We start from the raw sequence: 13,706 nt of genomic DNA on the forward strand, positions 1-13,706 counted from the left end.
TGGCCTGTGCGCTGGGCGGGGGATGAGGGCGGGCGCCTGTTCGGCCAAGGCGGCTTCGCCACGCCCAACGGCCGGGGGCGCCTGGTGCCCACCCCCTGGCGCCCGCCCGCCGGCCGCACGGATGAGGCCTATCCCCTGGTGCTGAACACCGGCCGCATCCGCGACCAGTGGCACACCATGACCCGCACCGGCCGCGTGCCCCGCCTGCTGGCCCACACCGGGGAGCCGCGCGCGGCCCTGTCGCCCGCCGACGCCGCCCGTCTGGGTGTGGCCGACGGCGACCTGGTGCGCATCGAGAGCGTCCACGCCGGCACGGTGGTGCGGGCCACTATCGACGCTGGCCAGCGGGTGGGGGAGCTGTTCCTGCCCATGCACTGGACGGATGAGTTCTGCTCCGCCGGGCCCGCCGGGCGCCTGGTCAACGCCGCCCTCGACCCCATTTCCGGCCAGCCGGAACTGAAACTGACCGCCGTGCGGGCGGAGGCGGTGCCCGTGGCCTGGCGCGGCCTGCTGCTGCACCGCGCCGCCGTGCGGCCCCAGGGTGTCGCCTATTGGTCGCGCGTGCCGCTCAGCAACGGCCACGCCTTCGAGCTGGTGGGGTCGGACGCGCTGCCGGCCGGCCCCGCCCTGACCCGCTTCGTCGAGGGCCTGCTGCACCCGCCGGCGGGGGCAGAATGGCTGCAACTGACCGATGCCGGGCGCGGCCTGCTGCGCGTCGCCATCCTGGTGGACGGCCGGCTGGAGGCCTGCCTGTTCCTGGCCGCCGGCGATGGCGCCCAGCTGCCGCCGCGCGACGCGCTGGCCGCCCTGCTGGGCGACCGGGTGAAGGATGAGGCGCGGCCCAGCCTGCTGTCCGGCCGCGCCCCCGGCGGTTCAGGAGCCCCTGGCGTCAAGTCCGCCGGCCGCACCGTCTGCGCCTGCTTCTCCGTCGGCCTGCTCACCATCCGGGAGGCCATCGTCGCCAACCGCCTGACCTCGGCGGAGGAGATCGGCGCCTGCCTGAAGGCCGGCACCAACTGCGGGTCATGCATCCCCGAACTGAAGGAGATCCTGCGCGATGTCCATGCCTCGGCATAACGTCAGCGGCCGCGCCAGCTTGGTGGGCGCCGGCCCTGGCGATCCGGAACTGCTGACGGTGAAGGCCCTGCGCCGCATCGAAAGCGCCGACGTGCTGCTGTACGACAAGCTGGTCGACCCGCGCATCCTGGACCTGGCCCCGGCCCACGCCCGCCGCATCGACGTGGGCAAGCGCTGTGGCCGGCATGAGATGAGCCAGGCCGCCATCAACCGCCTGATCGTCGCCCACGCCCAGGCGGGCGCCCACGTCGTGCGGCTGAAGGGCGGCGATCCCATGGTCTTCGGCCGCGCGGGTGAGGAGCTGGCAGCCCTGGCCGCCGCCGGCGTGGTGGCGGAGGTGGTGCCCGGCATCACCGTGGCCTGCGCCGCCGCCGCCAGCATGGCCATGCCCCTGACCCAGCGCGGCTACAGCCGCAGCCTGCACCTGATCACGGGCCATGGAGCGGACGAGGTGCTGCCCGCCCACGACTGGAACGCCCTGGCTGCCTGCGACGGCACCATCGCCATCTATATGGGCGGCCGCACGCTGGCCCAGGTGACCCAGCGCCTGCTGGCCGCCGGACTGGACCCCGCCACCCCGGCCATCGCCATCGAGAACGCGACCCTGGAGGCTGAGCGCCGCCTGCCCGGCACGGTGGCCGACATCGCGGCGCGGGTGGCGGCGGCGGCGGTGATGGGACCCACCCTGGTGCTGGTGGGACGGGTGGTGGCGTTGCGGCGGCAGGACGCGGTAGAGTCCGCGATGAACGAGGTGCGGTCCCGCGCCGCCTGATACCCCCCTGGCCTGAGCCCGCCCGCCCCATGACCGATGAACACGTCTTCGCCCCATATGTCCGCACCCTGGGACGCGGCCCCGGCCGCTCCCGCTCCCTGACAAGGGAGGAAGCGCGCACGGCCTTGGGCATGGTGCTGAAGGGTGAGGCCGATCCCCACCAGGTGGGCGCCTTCCTCATGCTGCTGCGCTATCGCGGCGAGGATCCGGATGAGGTGGCGGGCCTGGTGGAGGCCGCGCGCGACGCCGCCGGCCTGGGCGACGGCACCTGCACCGGCGCCGCCGACCTGGACTGGCCGTCCTATGGCGCCGGCCGCACCCGGGACGAGCCCTGGTTCCTGCTGTCCGCCCTGGCGCTGGCCCAGGCCGGGCACCGCGTCATTATGCACGGCAGCAACGCCTTCACCCAGGGCCGCGACGTGCCCGACGCCCTGGGCGAACTGGGCCTGCGCCCCGCCACCAGCCGCGCGGACGCCAAGGCCCTGGTGGCCGAGACCGGCTTCGCCTACCTGCCCCTGTCGGCCCTCAGCCCCGCGTTGGACCGCTTGTTGAACCTGCGCCACCTGCTGGGCCTGCGCAGCCCCATCAACACCGTCTGCCGCCTGCTGGACCCCTTCGACACCCGCGCCGCCGTCGATGGCGTCTTCCACCCGCCCTACATCGACCTGCACTTGGGCGTGGCCCAGCGCCTGAACCGCCCCCGCCTGGTGGTGGTCAAGGGCGGCGGCGGCGAAGTGGAGCGCAACCCCGCCAAGCCCACCACGGCCTACGTCCAGGTGGGCGCCGAGCGCCAGGAACTCCCCCTCCCCGCCCTGACCGCCGGCAAGGCGGACAGCGAAGGCCTGCTGCCGGTGTGGCGCGGCGAACCGGGGCTGGAGGCGGCCACCACCACCGTCATCGCCACCATCGCCCTGGGCGTGCTGGCCCTGGGCCTGGCGGATGAGCCGGCCGAGGCGGACCGGGTGGCGGCGGAGATTTGGGCGGGGCGGCGGGCAATCATCGCCTGATCCCCAAAAAAAACCCAATCGCCCCTGTATCCTTCAGCCCTTGTCGTTCGTCTTCCAGGCTCAACCCCCATAGGAGTAGCGATATGGAAGAAGAGGTGAAGTCCGTCCTTGAGGCCTACCGCCAGGCGGTGTGGGACCGGAAGCCCGAGGCGCTGCTGGCGCTTTATACCGAGGACGTGGTGGTGTTCGACACCTGGGACAGCTGGTCCTACGCCGGCCGCTCGGAATGGGCGCAGTCGGTGGAGGCCTGGCTGGGCGGGCTTAGTGACGAGCGGGTGCGGGTGACGGCGGAGGCGGTGCGGGTGGTCGGCGGTGGCGGGGCCGCCGGGCTCAGCGCCTTCCTGACCTACACCGCCCTGTCGCCCGAGGGCGCCAAACTGCGGTCCATGCAGAACCGCCTGAGCTGGCAGCTGGTGAAGCATGAAAACCAGTGGCGCATCGCGCAGGAGCACACCTCCGTCCCCATCGCGCCGGAAAGCCTGATGGGGCATCTGAGCCGGGAGTCAGACCAGGACGGCCCCACCCTCCGGGAATGACGCCTCCGCCAGGGGACGGGCGTCGGCCATGCCGCGCGCGACCGGGCAGTGGAAGAAATCCCGGATGCGGGTGATGCGCCCGTCCCGCCAGCTGATGAAAATGAAATTGGCGATGGCGCCGTCGCGGTAGGACAGCAGGCCGGGCTGGCGGTCGATGACCCCCAGCACGAGGTGCCAGCCCAGCAGGCGGCTGTAGTTGCCGAAGTACGGTTCCACGCCGGCGCGGCCATGGCGTGTGAACTCCCCCATCAGGTCCAGGCGCACGTCGTCGGCCAGCAGGGCGCGCACGGCGTCGAAGTCGCGGGCGTTGAACAGGGCGACGTAGCGGGCCAAGTGCGCCCGCTCCGCCGCGTCCAGCACCAGCGGTGCCGGGTCCTCCAGCGTGGCGGCCAGGGCGCGCAACTTGGCCCGGCCCCGGTGCAGGGTGGCCTTCACCGCCGGCACGCTCATGTCCAGCATGGGCGCGATCTCCGCCAGGGTGTAGCCCAGCACGTCCATGAGGATGAGGCAGGCGCGCTGGGCCGGCGACAGCTTCACGAAGGGGCGCAAGCCGAACTCCGCCAGTTCGCGCTGGCTCAGCGCGTCCGCCGTTTCCACCGCCAGATGCTCATGGTCGTCCAGCGGCTCCGTCCGGCCACCGCGCCTCAGGGCATCCAGGGCGGCGTTGCGGGCGATGCGGAACATCCAGGCCTCAGGGCTGTCCAGCCGCTCGGCCCCCGGCCAAGCCTGCAAGGCCTTCAGCAGGGTGTCCTGCAACACGTCCTCCCCCTCCACCACCGAGCCCACCATACGGGCGCAGAAAGTGTAGAGCCGGGGGCGCAGGTCGCGCACCAGGCGGTCGAAATCCGTCTGCGGCCGGGAATGGATCTGGAGCATGGGAAAGACGCCTTCCGCTGGGGTGCATCCCCCAAGGACGATCGGCGCCGGCGGAAGGTTACAGGGGGTGTGAAAAATATTTCCGGGCGCGATGTCGAATCCTTTCGGGCCGCGCCGGCGTCTTAGCGGTGTTCCCCAAACCCACGGAGCATACGCATCATGGAACTCTACACCCTTCCCGGTTCCCCCAGCGCCCGCAAGGTCCTGGCCGTCATCCACCATCTGGGCCTGGCGGTGGAGGTCCGCACCCTGGACTTCCTGAAACAGGAAACGCGGCAGCCCGGCTTCCTGGCCCTCAACCCCAACGGCATGGTGCCGGTGCTGGTGGATGGCGGCCTGACGCTCTGGGAGTCCTGCGCCATCAACCAATACCTGGTGGCCAAGGCCGGCGGCTCCCCCCTGTTTCCGGACGACGCGGCAGTGCGCGCCGACATCGCCCGCTGGCAGTTCTGGGAGCAGGCGCACTTCAACAAGGCCTGGGGTACGCTGATCTTCGAAAGCATCATCAAGCCCCGCAACGGCCTGGGTGAACCGGCGGCGGAGGTCATCTCCTTCTTCCAAAGGGACCTGGCCCGCTTCGCCCCCGTGCTGGAAAGCCACTTGGCCGGCCGGACCTATCTGGTCGGCGACAGCGTCACCCTGGCCGATTACGGCCTGGTCTGCCTGGAGGGCTATCGCGGGGTCACCCCCTTCGACTGGACGCCCTTCCCCAACATCAACCGCTACCTGGACCACATGCGGGAGCAGCCCGCCTGGGTGAAGGCGGCCGCACCTGCGGCGGCGGCGGCGGCCTGATCCGGAACGCGCGGCGGGGTCACACCCGCCGCGCGTTCAACTTCTGATCTGGCCCGTACGGGCGGAAACGAAAAACGACAAATCCCGCCGATCCGGCATGAACTGTATGTAGTGAACGTTCCATGCTTCCGTCTGGGTGTCCGGCTCGCGAATATCGGCGTATAGATTGAGAAGAACCTGGGCATCCGGGCATTGGCGAAGAAAATCCTCCCCCCTGCCGCCATCGCCCGAGCTCCGATAATTGTGCTGTCCAGGTAGGTTCGCCAGAGTGCCGCTTTGTCCGGCACGACGTTGCATGTCGAGACGACGGCGGGCAGGCCGAGATTCTCCGCAGCATCCGGCGCAGCCGTTAGATGTTCCGTAAGGCCGTTCCTGGTTGCGGTTACAGTATTGGAAACCATGAACGCCAACGTGCCGCGGTAAGGAACACCGACCCATACGGCACGCCGGGAAGGGAGATCTTCGAAATGGATCAACCAGGTCAGCCCCGGCGCCAATCGACCAGTCGCCGCCGCAGCCTTAGCGCTTTCCATTGACGAAGGCGCATAAGCACCAGGCGTGGTGACAGTGCTGATAGTGGCCATCGTAAGGCGGGTAAGTTGGGGATAGACAGGCGCCAGCGCTCGACTGGCCAGATCCGCAGCCTCATGGAAGCTGAGTGGCCCGTAACTGGGCAATTCCTCCAGCAGAGCGCTCCGGCCCGTCTGATGCAAAGGCAACCACAATGCCTCATAAGCCGGCAACGTCAGGCGAAGCAACATCGCCACCTCTTGCAGGCAAGCTTCCAGTTCATCCTCATGACCGTAAATCCAGTGCATGAGGCTGCGTTCAAAGAACGAGAGCAGTGAATGGCGCCACCTCAGGGTCCGCCCCTCTGGTGTCGTGTGGCCGCAGCTCAAATGCACGGTGAATGCTTTGCCTAGACCGCCGAAATGACGCCGCTCAAATATCAATACAAACCGGAAGTCTGGCGACATCCGCTTTTCAAAGCGATGCGCGTCCCCGTCCCGCTCATAGGTGTTGAAGTCGGGGAAGTCACGCCGGACAAATCGCTTGAGCACGGCTGGTAAATTGACGGAGCCCTTGCCGCGTCCAGCTAGAACCGCCTCTGCCCGTCGGGAACCGCCATCATCGGTCAAGCGTGGAAAGTCCGCCAACAGCAGTCCGCGTTCCCGCATTTGTACGGCGATCGCAGCAGCCACTTCCTGGCCCAGCTGCTCAAACTGTTCCCGTTTCAAGTCGCTCTTCCCCCATCTGGCCATCGCTTTATCACGATTCAGATTGCGCACGTCTAGGCCAGGACAGGAATCGGGAGAGCATTTCTATACCCGCCGCCCCTTCTACACAGGATTCCATACTGGGTTATGTTCCCTAACCCGCCAGCTCGCGCTGCAAATCCGCCAGCGTGCCCTGGATGTGCCGGGCGGTCAGCGTTTCCACGGCCGGGGCGTCGCCGGCGATCCAGGCGTCGAACAGGGCGCGGTGCTCATCCCGCGCCCTGTCGTCGCGGCCCTGGGGTTCCAGGTGCACGCGGACATAGCGTTCCGACAGGATGTGCAGGCGTTCCATCAGCTGGCTGGTGATGCCACCCGCCGGGCGGATCAGCGCCATGTGGAAGGCGCGGTTGTGGGTGACGTGGCCTGTGCCGGCGGTGCCCTGTTCCCGCTCCAGCGCCAGCAGCTCGGCCCGCGCGCGGTCGCGGTCGGCGGGGCTGGCGCGCCGGGCGCCGTCCGCCGTCGCCCCAGGTTCCAGCTTCAGGCGCAGGGCGAACACCTCCGTCGCCTCTTCCGCCGTCAGGGTGTTCACGACATAGCCCCGGTTGGGAAAGGAGGTGACCAGACCGTCCTGTTCCAGCCGGCCCAAAGCCTCGCGTAGGGGGATCTTGCTGATGCCCAGCTGACTGGCCACCGCCGCCTGCTGCACCGCCGCGCCCGGCGCCATGGTGCCCAGCAGGATGTGCTCCCGCACGATTTCATAGGCCTGGTCGGGCAGGCTGCGAACGATGATGCTCATGCGGCGGATTCAGTCGGGAGAGGGGCGCGGCGGACTGCCGTGCCCCATCATACCATTTCCCGGATGAAAATCCGCTGGCTCTGTTAGCGCTACCACCTACCGGGTGGCACGCAGCAGCACCACGCCGTGCGCCGGAACGGTATGGACCGCACCCGGCGCCACGCTGCGGTGGGCCCACAAGTCCCGCACGTTCGGGTGGTCGCCCAGGCCCAGGGCGGGCCAGTCGGCGGCGAGGGTCACCGGCTTGTCCGTGCGGTTGAACAGGCCCACGGCGACCGAGCCGTCGGCCAGGGGCCGCGTCCACACCTCCGCCCCGTCCCGCTTGCGCACCGGCAGGCCCTGGCGGCCCAGCGGGTCCTGGTCTATGGCGATGACCTCGGCATTGCCCAGCAGGGCCAGGGTGTCCCGGGTCATGGACCGGGCGTCGTTGCCCATCAGCAAAGGGGCCGCCATCATGGCCCACAGGCTGATGTGGGTGCGGTATTCCTCTACGCTCATGCCGCCGTTGCCGACCTCCAGCATGTCGGGGTCGTTCCAGCCGCCGGGGCCGGTGTGGCGGGGCACGCCGTTCTTGTCGAAGCCGATGGCCGACATGCTGGCGTAGGTATCCTCGATATCCCCCGTGGTGCGCCACAGGTTGCCGCCCACGTCGCGGCCCCAGGCGCCGACATCGAAACGGCCGTATTCGCACAGGCTGTAGACGATAGGGCGGCCGGTGGCGGCCCCCGCGGCAACCAAGGCCGTGCCCATCTGCTGGTACACCGCCTGCACCGTCTCGGCGGTGTGGTAGAAGCCCTCGCCCGAGCAGAGGTCGTACTTCAGGTAGTCGACGCCCCATTCCGCCCAGGTGCGGGCGTCCTGCTCGACATGGCCGTAGCTGCCGGCGTAGCCGGCGCAGGTCTTGGGACCGGGGGAGCTGTAGATGCCCAGCTTCAGCCCGCGCGCGTGGACATAATCGGCCAGGGCCTTCATGTCCGGGAACTTGGCGTTGGGACGCAGCACGCCGTCCGGCCCCCGTTCGCCCTGCCAGCCGTCGTCGATGTTGACGTAGACATAGCCGGCGTCGCGCAGGCCGCTGCGCACCAGGGCGTCGGCGATTTCCCGCACCGTCTTGTCGTCGATGGCCTCGGCGAACTTGTTCCAGCTGCTCCACCCCATGGGCGGGGTGCGCGCCAGGCCGTTGCTGGGCACATGGGCCGGTGCTGGCAGCGGGTAGGTCGAGAAGGCCAGGGCCGCCATCTCGGCCGCCGTGGCGCGGTGGGCGGTGGCGTCCTGCTTCTCGTACCAGACCTGGCCGGTCAGCCTCACGCCCTGGTTCCCCTCCGGCCCGTCCGGCGTCAGGGTCAGGTCCAGGGGCTTCAACTTGGGGTTGCCGTTGTCGATGTGGAAGACCAACCTGTCCCCCGCCGGGCCCTCCCCCACCACCTTCAGGTCCAGCATGGGCAGGTCGCCATACCATTCGGACGTGATGGTGCCCCGCAAGCCATCCGCGTCGTGGCGGATGGCCATCTTGGTGAAGCGGGGGAAGGACGGGGCGGCCTGGAAAACCCAGTCGCCCGTCAGGTCGGCCGCCATCGCCCCCGTGACCGGGCCGGCGAGAAGAACGCCGGCTAGGACACGACGGAAAAGCTTGTTCATTGCAGTTCCAGAACGACCACGGACTTGGCCGGCAGGGTCACGCTGACGGTGTCGCCCGACAGCTTGGCGTCGCTGAAGGCCGCCGGCACCACCGTCTGCGGATGGTCGAAGGTGTTGTCGCTGTTCATGGCCGGGGCGGTCAGGATGCGGCCGGTGACCTTGCCCGCCTTCAGGCCGGCCAGCTTCACCTGCACGGGCGCCGCCTTGTTCGGGTCGACGTTGGTCAGGGCCAGGCGGGTGACGCCGTCCGTGCCGCGGCCGGCCGAGGCGCTGACGGCGGGGACGGCGCGGCCGCCCTGGCTGTAGTCCGGCCCGGTCACCGCCAGCGGCAGGCTGGTGGCGCCCTGGAAGCCCTTGTACATGTCGAAGACATGGTAGGTGGGGGTCAGCACCATGCGCGGCCCGTCCGTCAGGATCATGGCCTGCAGCACGTTCACCATCTGGGCGATGTTGGCCATGCGCACGCGGTCGGCATGGGCATGGAAGATGTTCAGGCTGATCGCCGCCACCACCGCGTCGCGCAGGGTGTTCTGCTGCTGCAGGAAGCCGGGGTTGCTGCCGGGGGTGGGGTCGTGCCAGGTGCCCCATTCATCCACCACCAGGGCGACCCGCTTCTCCGGGTCGTACTTGTCCATGATGGCGCTGTGGTGGCTGATGAAGGTGCCGATCTGGTAGGCGCCGAAGACGCTGGCGAACCATTCCGCCTCACCGAACTCGGTGGCGGAGCCCTTCACCTTCCAGGTGCCCTTCGGCACCATGTTGAACGAGGCCACGTCGTAATAATGCATGGACAGCGCGTCGATTTCCTTGGCCGCCCGCGCCATGATGGTTTCGGTCCAGGCGGTGTCGTCATCGCTGGGGCCCACGGCGATGAACTTCGTCGGCTGGCCGGCGCCCGGCTTCAGGAAGACGCGGGTCTGGCGCAGCAGGTCGGCGTAGTAGTCGGCCCGCATGTTGCCGCCGCAGCCCCAGACCTCGTTGCCGACGGCGAACCAATTCAGGGTCCAGGGCTTGTCCCGGCCGTTGGCCCGCCGCTCCTGCACCAGGGTGCCGTGGTTGTCGGCCGTCATGTAGGCGACCCAGTCGGCCATCTCGCGCACGCTGCCGCTGCCCAGGTTGCCGTTGACGTAGGTGCCGGCGCCGATCAGTTCCGAGAAGTCCATGAATTCATGGGTGCCGAAGGCGTTGTTCTCCTCCACCCCGCCCCAGTTGGTGTTCACGATGACGGGGCGGCGGTCCTTGGGGCCGATGCCGTCGCGCCAGTGGTATTCATCGGCGAAGCAGCCACCGGGCCAGCGCACCACCGGCACATGCAGGTTCTTCAGCGCCTCCACCACGTCCTTGCGATAGCCGCGGATGTTGGGGATGGGGCTGTCCGGCCCCACCCAGATGCCGCCGTAGATCTGCGTGCCCAGATGCTCCGCGAACTGGCCGTAGATCTCCTTGGCGATGACCGGGCCGGGATGGTCGGCCTGGACGGTCACCGTGGCCGAGGGCGCGGCGAAGGCCATCGTGGCGCCCAGGGCGGTGCCCGCCAGCAGAACGGCGGCGGCAATGGGGCCAGCAGTGGGGCGAAGAGCACGGATCATTCCTGGAGGCACTCCCTGTGGTGTTTTTAAGTCGTATAATAGTACTATCCGGCGACGGCGAGGTTGTAAACCATTCGCGGGCCGGCCACCGCCGGAAAAGAACAAGCAGGAACAGGAGACGTCACCCGTGCCCCCTTCAGTAACCCGCCGCGCCTTCCTGGCCAGCGGCGCCGGCACCGCCGCGGCGCTGGCCGCCACCGCCCCGGCGGCGGCGGCGTCCGCCCCGCCCAGCCCCGAGCTGCGGCTGCTGACCTCACGCAGCGGCGTCTACACCCCGGCCAAGGGCGAGGCGGTGCTGCAGTTCAGCTTCGACTTCCCCGAGGCGTCGGTGCAGGTGGGCCCGCTGCTGATGGGATTCCGGGTGCAGACGTATGAGAACGCCTACGCCATCGACCCCACGGTGACGCGCGTGGCGCGCGACGGCAACCGCACCATCCTGACCTGCGACGGCCTGCTGTGGGCCGGCGGCCAGGAGAAGGCGCCGGGCAGGCTGGTGGCCGAGTTCATGGTGGAGGCGGACGGCACGGTGCAATGGACCGCCAAGGCCGAGGCGCCGCACCCGGTGAAGTCCGTCACCACCGTGGTGCGCGGCCTGCCGCGCGGTGAAATCTCCGTCTCCGGCCAGGATTTCACCGATTTGAAGGATGATGAGAAGGTCTTCGAATACCCCAACTTCTTCCATGGGGTGGCGACACCCCTGGCCGTGCTGAAGGCCGCCGATGGCCGTCACTTCGCCCTGTCGGCGCGGCAGACGGCGGTGCGCACCTGCCGCTTCTTCTTCCAGCCGGGGCCGGATGGCTATCGCATCGAGCTGATCCATGAGGGCGAGGGCTGGGCCAAGGCCACCAGCCTGGCGACGCCGCCGTGGCGGGTGGGCCCGGCGGCGGATTACGCGACCGCCGCTGCCCCGCACTTCGCCCATGTGGAAAAGACCTACGGCATCCCGCCGCTGGCCACCCGGCCCGACATGCCGGCGTGGATGCGGGAGGTCGATCTGGTGCTGAGCATCCACGGCGCGCATTGGACCGGCTATATCTTCAACGACTACGCCCGCATCCTGGAGATCCTGCGCTGGGCCGCCACGCGGATCGACCCAAAGCGCGTCATGGTGTTCCTCCCGGCCTGGGACGGGCGCTATTACTGGAACTACCCCCTGTATCAGCCCGATCCGCGCATGGGCGGAGCGGAGGGGTTCAAGCGCCTGGTCGCCCAAGCGCAGAAGCTGGGCTTCCGCATCGTCCCCATGTTCGGCACCAACAGCGCCAACACGGTGTGGGAGGAGTTCAAGCTGTTCGCCGACGCCACGACGGAGCGCGTGGACGGCGATTCCTTCGACCTCAACTGGGTGGATTGGGACAACGACCGCTCCGGCGAGGGCTGGATGCCCTTCATGAACCTGGGTGTCGAATCCTGGCGGCGTTGGCTGGGCGCGCGCATCTCCGCCACCATCACGCAGTTCGGCGTGGACGGCTATTTCCTGGACATCGCCGGGGCGGCCATCAACAACACCAAGGCCGACATGCATGAGGGCACGCGCCTGCTGGTGCAGGATCTGGCCCAGCGCCACCCCGGCATCCCGCCGGTGGGGGAGATGCTGTACGACGCGCAGATGGCCTTCATCCCCATGAGCCACGTGACGCGCTACGCCCTGGCCCCCGCCGCCTATGACGGCCACGTGCGCAGCTACCAGCACCTGAGCCGCCCGGCCCCCGGCCGGGGCAGCACCGGCGTGCATGAGGCGGGCTTCGGCACCTACAAGCCGGAGATCCCGCCCCACCAGCGCGCCATCCCCACCATCACCGTGGTGGACGACACCTTCGACAAGGAACGCGCCGCCATGGCGGACTACATCAAACAGGCCAAGGCCTGGGGCGAGGCGCGACGGAAGTAGAGAAAAGTGAAAGGCCGCCAGCCCCGATCGGCTGGCGGCCTTCCCTCACAAAACCTCGGGACCCTTAGCCCGCCTTGTTCAGCAGGCTGGTCCGGCGGCTGTAGGCCAGGTAGATCACCAGGCCGATCACATGCCAGATGGCGAAGTTGCGCAGCGTGGTGCCCGGCAGGGAGTACAGGAAGTAGAGGCAGCCGATGACCGCCAGCGGGGCCACCACCCACACGGCGGGGCAGCGGAACAGGCGGGGGAAGTCCGGCTTGGTCACGCGCAGGACCATGACGCAGACCGAGACGGAAATGAAGGCCGCCAGCGTGCCGGCGTTCGACAGCTCCGCAATGGTGGCCAGCGGCAGGAAGCCGCCGAACAGGGCCACGAACAGGCCGACCAGCAGGGTCACCTTGACGGGCGAGCGGCGGTCGGGCCCCAGGTCGCTGAGGGTGCGCGGCAGCAGGCCATCACGCGACATGACGAAGAACACGCGGGTCTGGCCGAACATCATCACCAGGATGACGCTGGGCAGGGCCACGATGGCGGCGGCCCCGATGGCCCAGGCGGCGCCGGGGTGATTCAGACTGCGCAGGATGAAGGCCAGCGGCTCGCCACTGGCGGCGAACTCGGCGAAGGGCCAGGCGCCCACGGCGCAGGCGGCCACGACCATATAGATGATGGTGGAGATGACCATGGAACCCAGGATGCCGATGGTCAGATCGCGGCCCGGGTTCTTCACCTCTTCCGCCGAGGTCGACACGGCGTCGAAGCCGAAGAAGGCGAAGAAGACGATGGCCGCCGCCGCCATCACGCCGCGCACGTGGCCGGCGTCATCCATGTGCGAGACGAAGCCGTAGGGCATGAAGGGGGTGAAGTTCTCCGGCACCAGGCTGAACACCGTCAGGCCGACGAACACCGCCAGGGCGATGATCTTGATGGCGACCAGGGCGATGTTGACCGTGGCGCTTTCCTTGGCGCCCTTGGCCAGCAGGGCCGTGACCAGCACGGTGATGATGACGGCCGGCAGGTTGATCAGACCGCCGGCGTAAGGCCCGGCGATGAGTTCCTTGGGCAAATGAATGCCCATGCTTTCCAGCAGACCGACCATGTAGCCGGACCAGCCCACGGCCACGGCGCTGCAGGTGACGGCGTACTCCAGCACCAGGGACCAGCCCACGATCCAGGCCAGCCCCTCACCCAGCACCGAATAGGTGTAGGTGTAGGCGCTGCCGGCGGCCGGCATCATGGTGGCCATTTCGGCGTAGGTCAGGGCCGCGAAGGCGCAGAGGATGCCGCAGGCGGCGAAGGCCAGGATGACGGCGGGGCCGGCGCGCTCCGCACCGATGCCGGTCAGGGTGTAGATGCCCGTGCCGATGATGCCGCCGATGCCCAGGGCCACCAGGTGCGGCCAGCTCAAGGTCTTGCGCAACTGCCGGCTTTGGTCCACGTGCGCCAAAGCGTCCAACGCCTTACGGCGCGTCCAGAACGTCATAAAGCAGTCCCCATCTAGAACGTGTTTTAGCC

General features: G+C 68.8%; 12 protein-coding genes. 6 read left to right on the top strand and 6 right to left on the bottom strand.

All coding sequences use genetic code 11. The features are described from left to right. The first annotated feature begins 177 nt into the window (after nt 1-177). The 4 genes from UAJ10_RS27375 to UAJ10_RS27390 all read left to right on the top strand — a co-directional run bounded on the left by UAJ10_RS27375 (nt 178) and on the right by UAJ10_RS27390 (nt 3,392). Nucleotides 178-1,077 carry a molybdopterin dinucleotide binding domain-containing protein gene (locus UAJ10_RS27375; RefSeq protein ID WP_322919064.1) on the top strand — a complete coding sequence of 300 codons (900 nt, stop codon included), beginning with the start codon at nt 178-180 and terminating at the stop codon, nt 1,075-1,077. Further along, a complete protein-coding gene (gene cobA, locus UAJ10_RS27380; protein ID WP_322918532.1) occupies nt 1,058-1,849 on the top strand; it encodes a uroporphyrinogen-III C-methyltransferase in 792 nt (263 codons plus the stop codon). The genes UAJ10_RS27375 and cobA overlap by 20 nt, the downstream gene beginning before the upstream one ends. Before the next feature lie 29 nt (nt 1,850-1,878). Next, a complete protein-coding gene (locus UAJ10_RS27385; RefSeq protein WP_322918533.1) occupies nt 1,879-2,856 on the top strand; it encodes a glycosyl transferase family protein in 978 nt (325 codons plus the stop codon). 83 nt (nt 2,857-2,939) lie between these two features. Continuing rightward, complete coding sequence (locus tag UAJ10_RS27390) at nt 2,940-3,392, top strand: YybH family protein (RefSeq protein ID WP_322918535.1); 453 nt, start codon at nt 2,940-2,942, stop codon at nt 3,390-3,392. Here UAJ10_RS27390 and UAJ10_RS27395 read toward each other — a convergent pair. Then, on the bottom strand, nt 3,360-4,268 hold the full coding sequence (locus UAJ10_RS27395; protein WP_322918536.1) for a sigma-70 family RNA polymerase sigma factor: 909 nt from the start codon (nt 4,266-4,268) through the stop codon (nt 3,360-3,362). The genes UAJ10_RS27390 and UAJ10_RS27395 overlap by 33 nt on opposite strands. Nucleotides 4,269-4,427: 159 nt before the next feature. Between UAJ10_RS27395 and UAJ10_RS27400 the strand changes: the two genes are divergently transcribed. Then, the gene (locus tag UAJ10_RS27400; RefSeq protein WP_322918537.1) at nt 4,428-5,063 is read left to right on the top strand and encodes a glutathione S-transferase family protein; all 636 of its coding nucleotides are present in this window, start codon (nt 4,428-4,430) and stop codon (nt 5,061-5,063) included. Here UAJ10_RS27400 and UAJ10_RS27405 read toward each other — a convergent pair. The 4 genes from UAJ10_RS27405 to UAJ10_RS27420 all read right to left on the bottom strand — a co-directional run bounded on the left by UAJ10_RS27405 (nt 4,991) and on the right by UAJ10_RS27420 (nt 10,303). Continuing rightward, complete coding sequence (locus UAJ10_RS27405; protein ID WP_322918538.1) at nt 4,991-6,301, bottom strand: hypothetical protein; 1,311 nt, start codon at nt 6,299-6,301, stop codon at nt 4,991-4,993. The genes UAJ10_RS27400 and UAJ10_RS27405 overlap by 73 nt on opposite strands. A gap of 133 nt (nt 6,302-6,434) precedes the next feature. Then, nucleotides 6,435-7,076 (bottom strand): GntR family transcriptional regulator, encoded by a 642-nt coding sequence (locus UAJ10_RS27410; protein WP_322918539.1) that lies wholly within the window; start codon nt 7,074-7,076, stop codon nt 6,435-6,437. Between the two features lie 96 nt (nt 7,077-7,172). Continuing rightward, complete coding sequence (locus UAJ10_RS27415; protein WP_322918540.1) at nt 7,173-8,714, bottom strand: glycoside hydrolase family 27 protein; 1,542 nt, start codon at nt 8,712-8,714, stop codon at nt 7,173-7,175. Continuing rightward, the gene (locus tag UAJ10_RS27420) at nt 8,711-10,303 is read right to left on the bottom strand and encodes an alpha-N-arabinofuranosidase (RefSeq protein WP_322918541.1); all 1,593 of its coding nucleotides are present in this window, start codon (nt 10,301-10,303) and stop codon (nt 8,711-8,713) included. Before UAJ10_RS27420 ends, UAJ10_RS27415 begins: the two co-directional genes overlap by 4 nt. 127 nt (nt 10,304-10,430) lie before the next feature. On the opposite strand from UAJ10_RS27420, the gene UAJ10_RS27425 reads away from it, so the two are divergent. Then, on the top strand, nt 10,431-12,194 hold the full coding sequence (locus UAJ10_RS27425; protein ID WP_322918542.1) for an alpha-amylase family protein: 1,764 nt from the start codon (nt 10,431-10,433) through the stop codon (nt 12,192-12,194). 64 nt (nt 12,195-12,258) lie between these two features. On the opposite strand, the gene UAJ10_RS27430 is transcribed toward UAJ10_RS27425, so the two are convergent. Further along, nucleotides 12,259-13,674 (bottom strand): amino acid permease, encoded by a 1,416-nt coding sequence (locus tag UAJ10_RS27430; RefSeq protein ID WP_322918543.1) that lies wholly within the window; start codon nt 13,672-13,674, stop codon nt 12,259-12,261. Nucleotides 13,675-13,706: the final 32 nt, after the last annotated feature.

Source organism: Nitrospirillum guaranorum, from assembly GCF_034653275.1.
Lineage (GTDB): Bacteria > Pseudomonadota > Alphaproteobacteria > Azospirillales > Azospirillaceae > Nitrospirillum.

What these genes read in the sequence shown, in the direction of transcription:
- UAJ10_RS27375 (WP_322919064.1), top strand. Translation starts at nt 178, where the DNA reads ATGACCCGCACCGGCCGCGTGCCCCGCCTGCTGGCCCACACCGGGGAG.
- cobA (WP_322918532.1), top strand. Translation starts at nt 1,058, where the DNA reads ATGTCCATGCCTCGGCATAACGTCAGCGGCCGCGCCAGCTTGGTGGGC.
- UAJ10_RS27385 (WP_322918533.1), top strand. Translation starts at nt 1,879, where the DNA reads ATGACCGATGAACACGTCTTCGCCCCATATGTCCGCACCCTGGGACGC.
- UAJ10_RS27390 (WP_322918535.1), top strand. Translation starts at nt 2,940, where the DNA reads ATGGAAGAAGAGGTGAAGTCCGTCCTTGAGGCCTACCGCCAGGCGGTG.
- UAJ10_RS27395 (WP_322918536.1), bottom strand. Translation starts at nt 4,268, where the DNA reads ATGCTCCAGATCCATTCCCGGCCGCAGACGGATTTCGACCGCCTGGTG.
- UAJ10_RS27400 (WP_322918537.1), top strand. Translation starts at nt 4,428, where the DNA reads ATGGAACTCTACACCCTTCCCGGTTCCCCCAGCGCCCGCAAGGTCCTG.
- UAJ10_RS27410 (WP_322918539.1), bottom strand. Translation starts at nt 7,076, where the DNA reads ATGAGCATCATCGTTCGCAGCCTGCCCGACCAGGCCTATGAAATCGTG.
- UAJ10_RS27415 (WP_322918540.1), bottom strand. Translation starts at nt 8,714, where the DNA reads ATGAACAAGCTTTTCCGTCGTGTCCTAGCCGGCGTTCTTCTCGCCGGC.
- UAJ10_RS27420 (WP_322918541.1), bottom strand. Translation starts at nt 10,303, where the DNA reads ATGATCCGTGCTCTTCGCCCCACTGCTGGCCCCATTGCCGCCGCCGTT.
- UAJ10_RS27430 (WP_322918543.1), bottom strand. Translation starts at nt 13,674, where the DNA reads ATGACGTTCTGGACGCGCCGTAAGGCGTTGGACGCTTTGGCGCACGTG.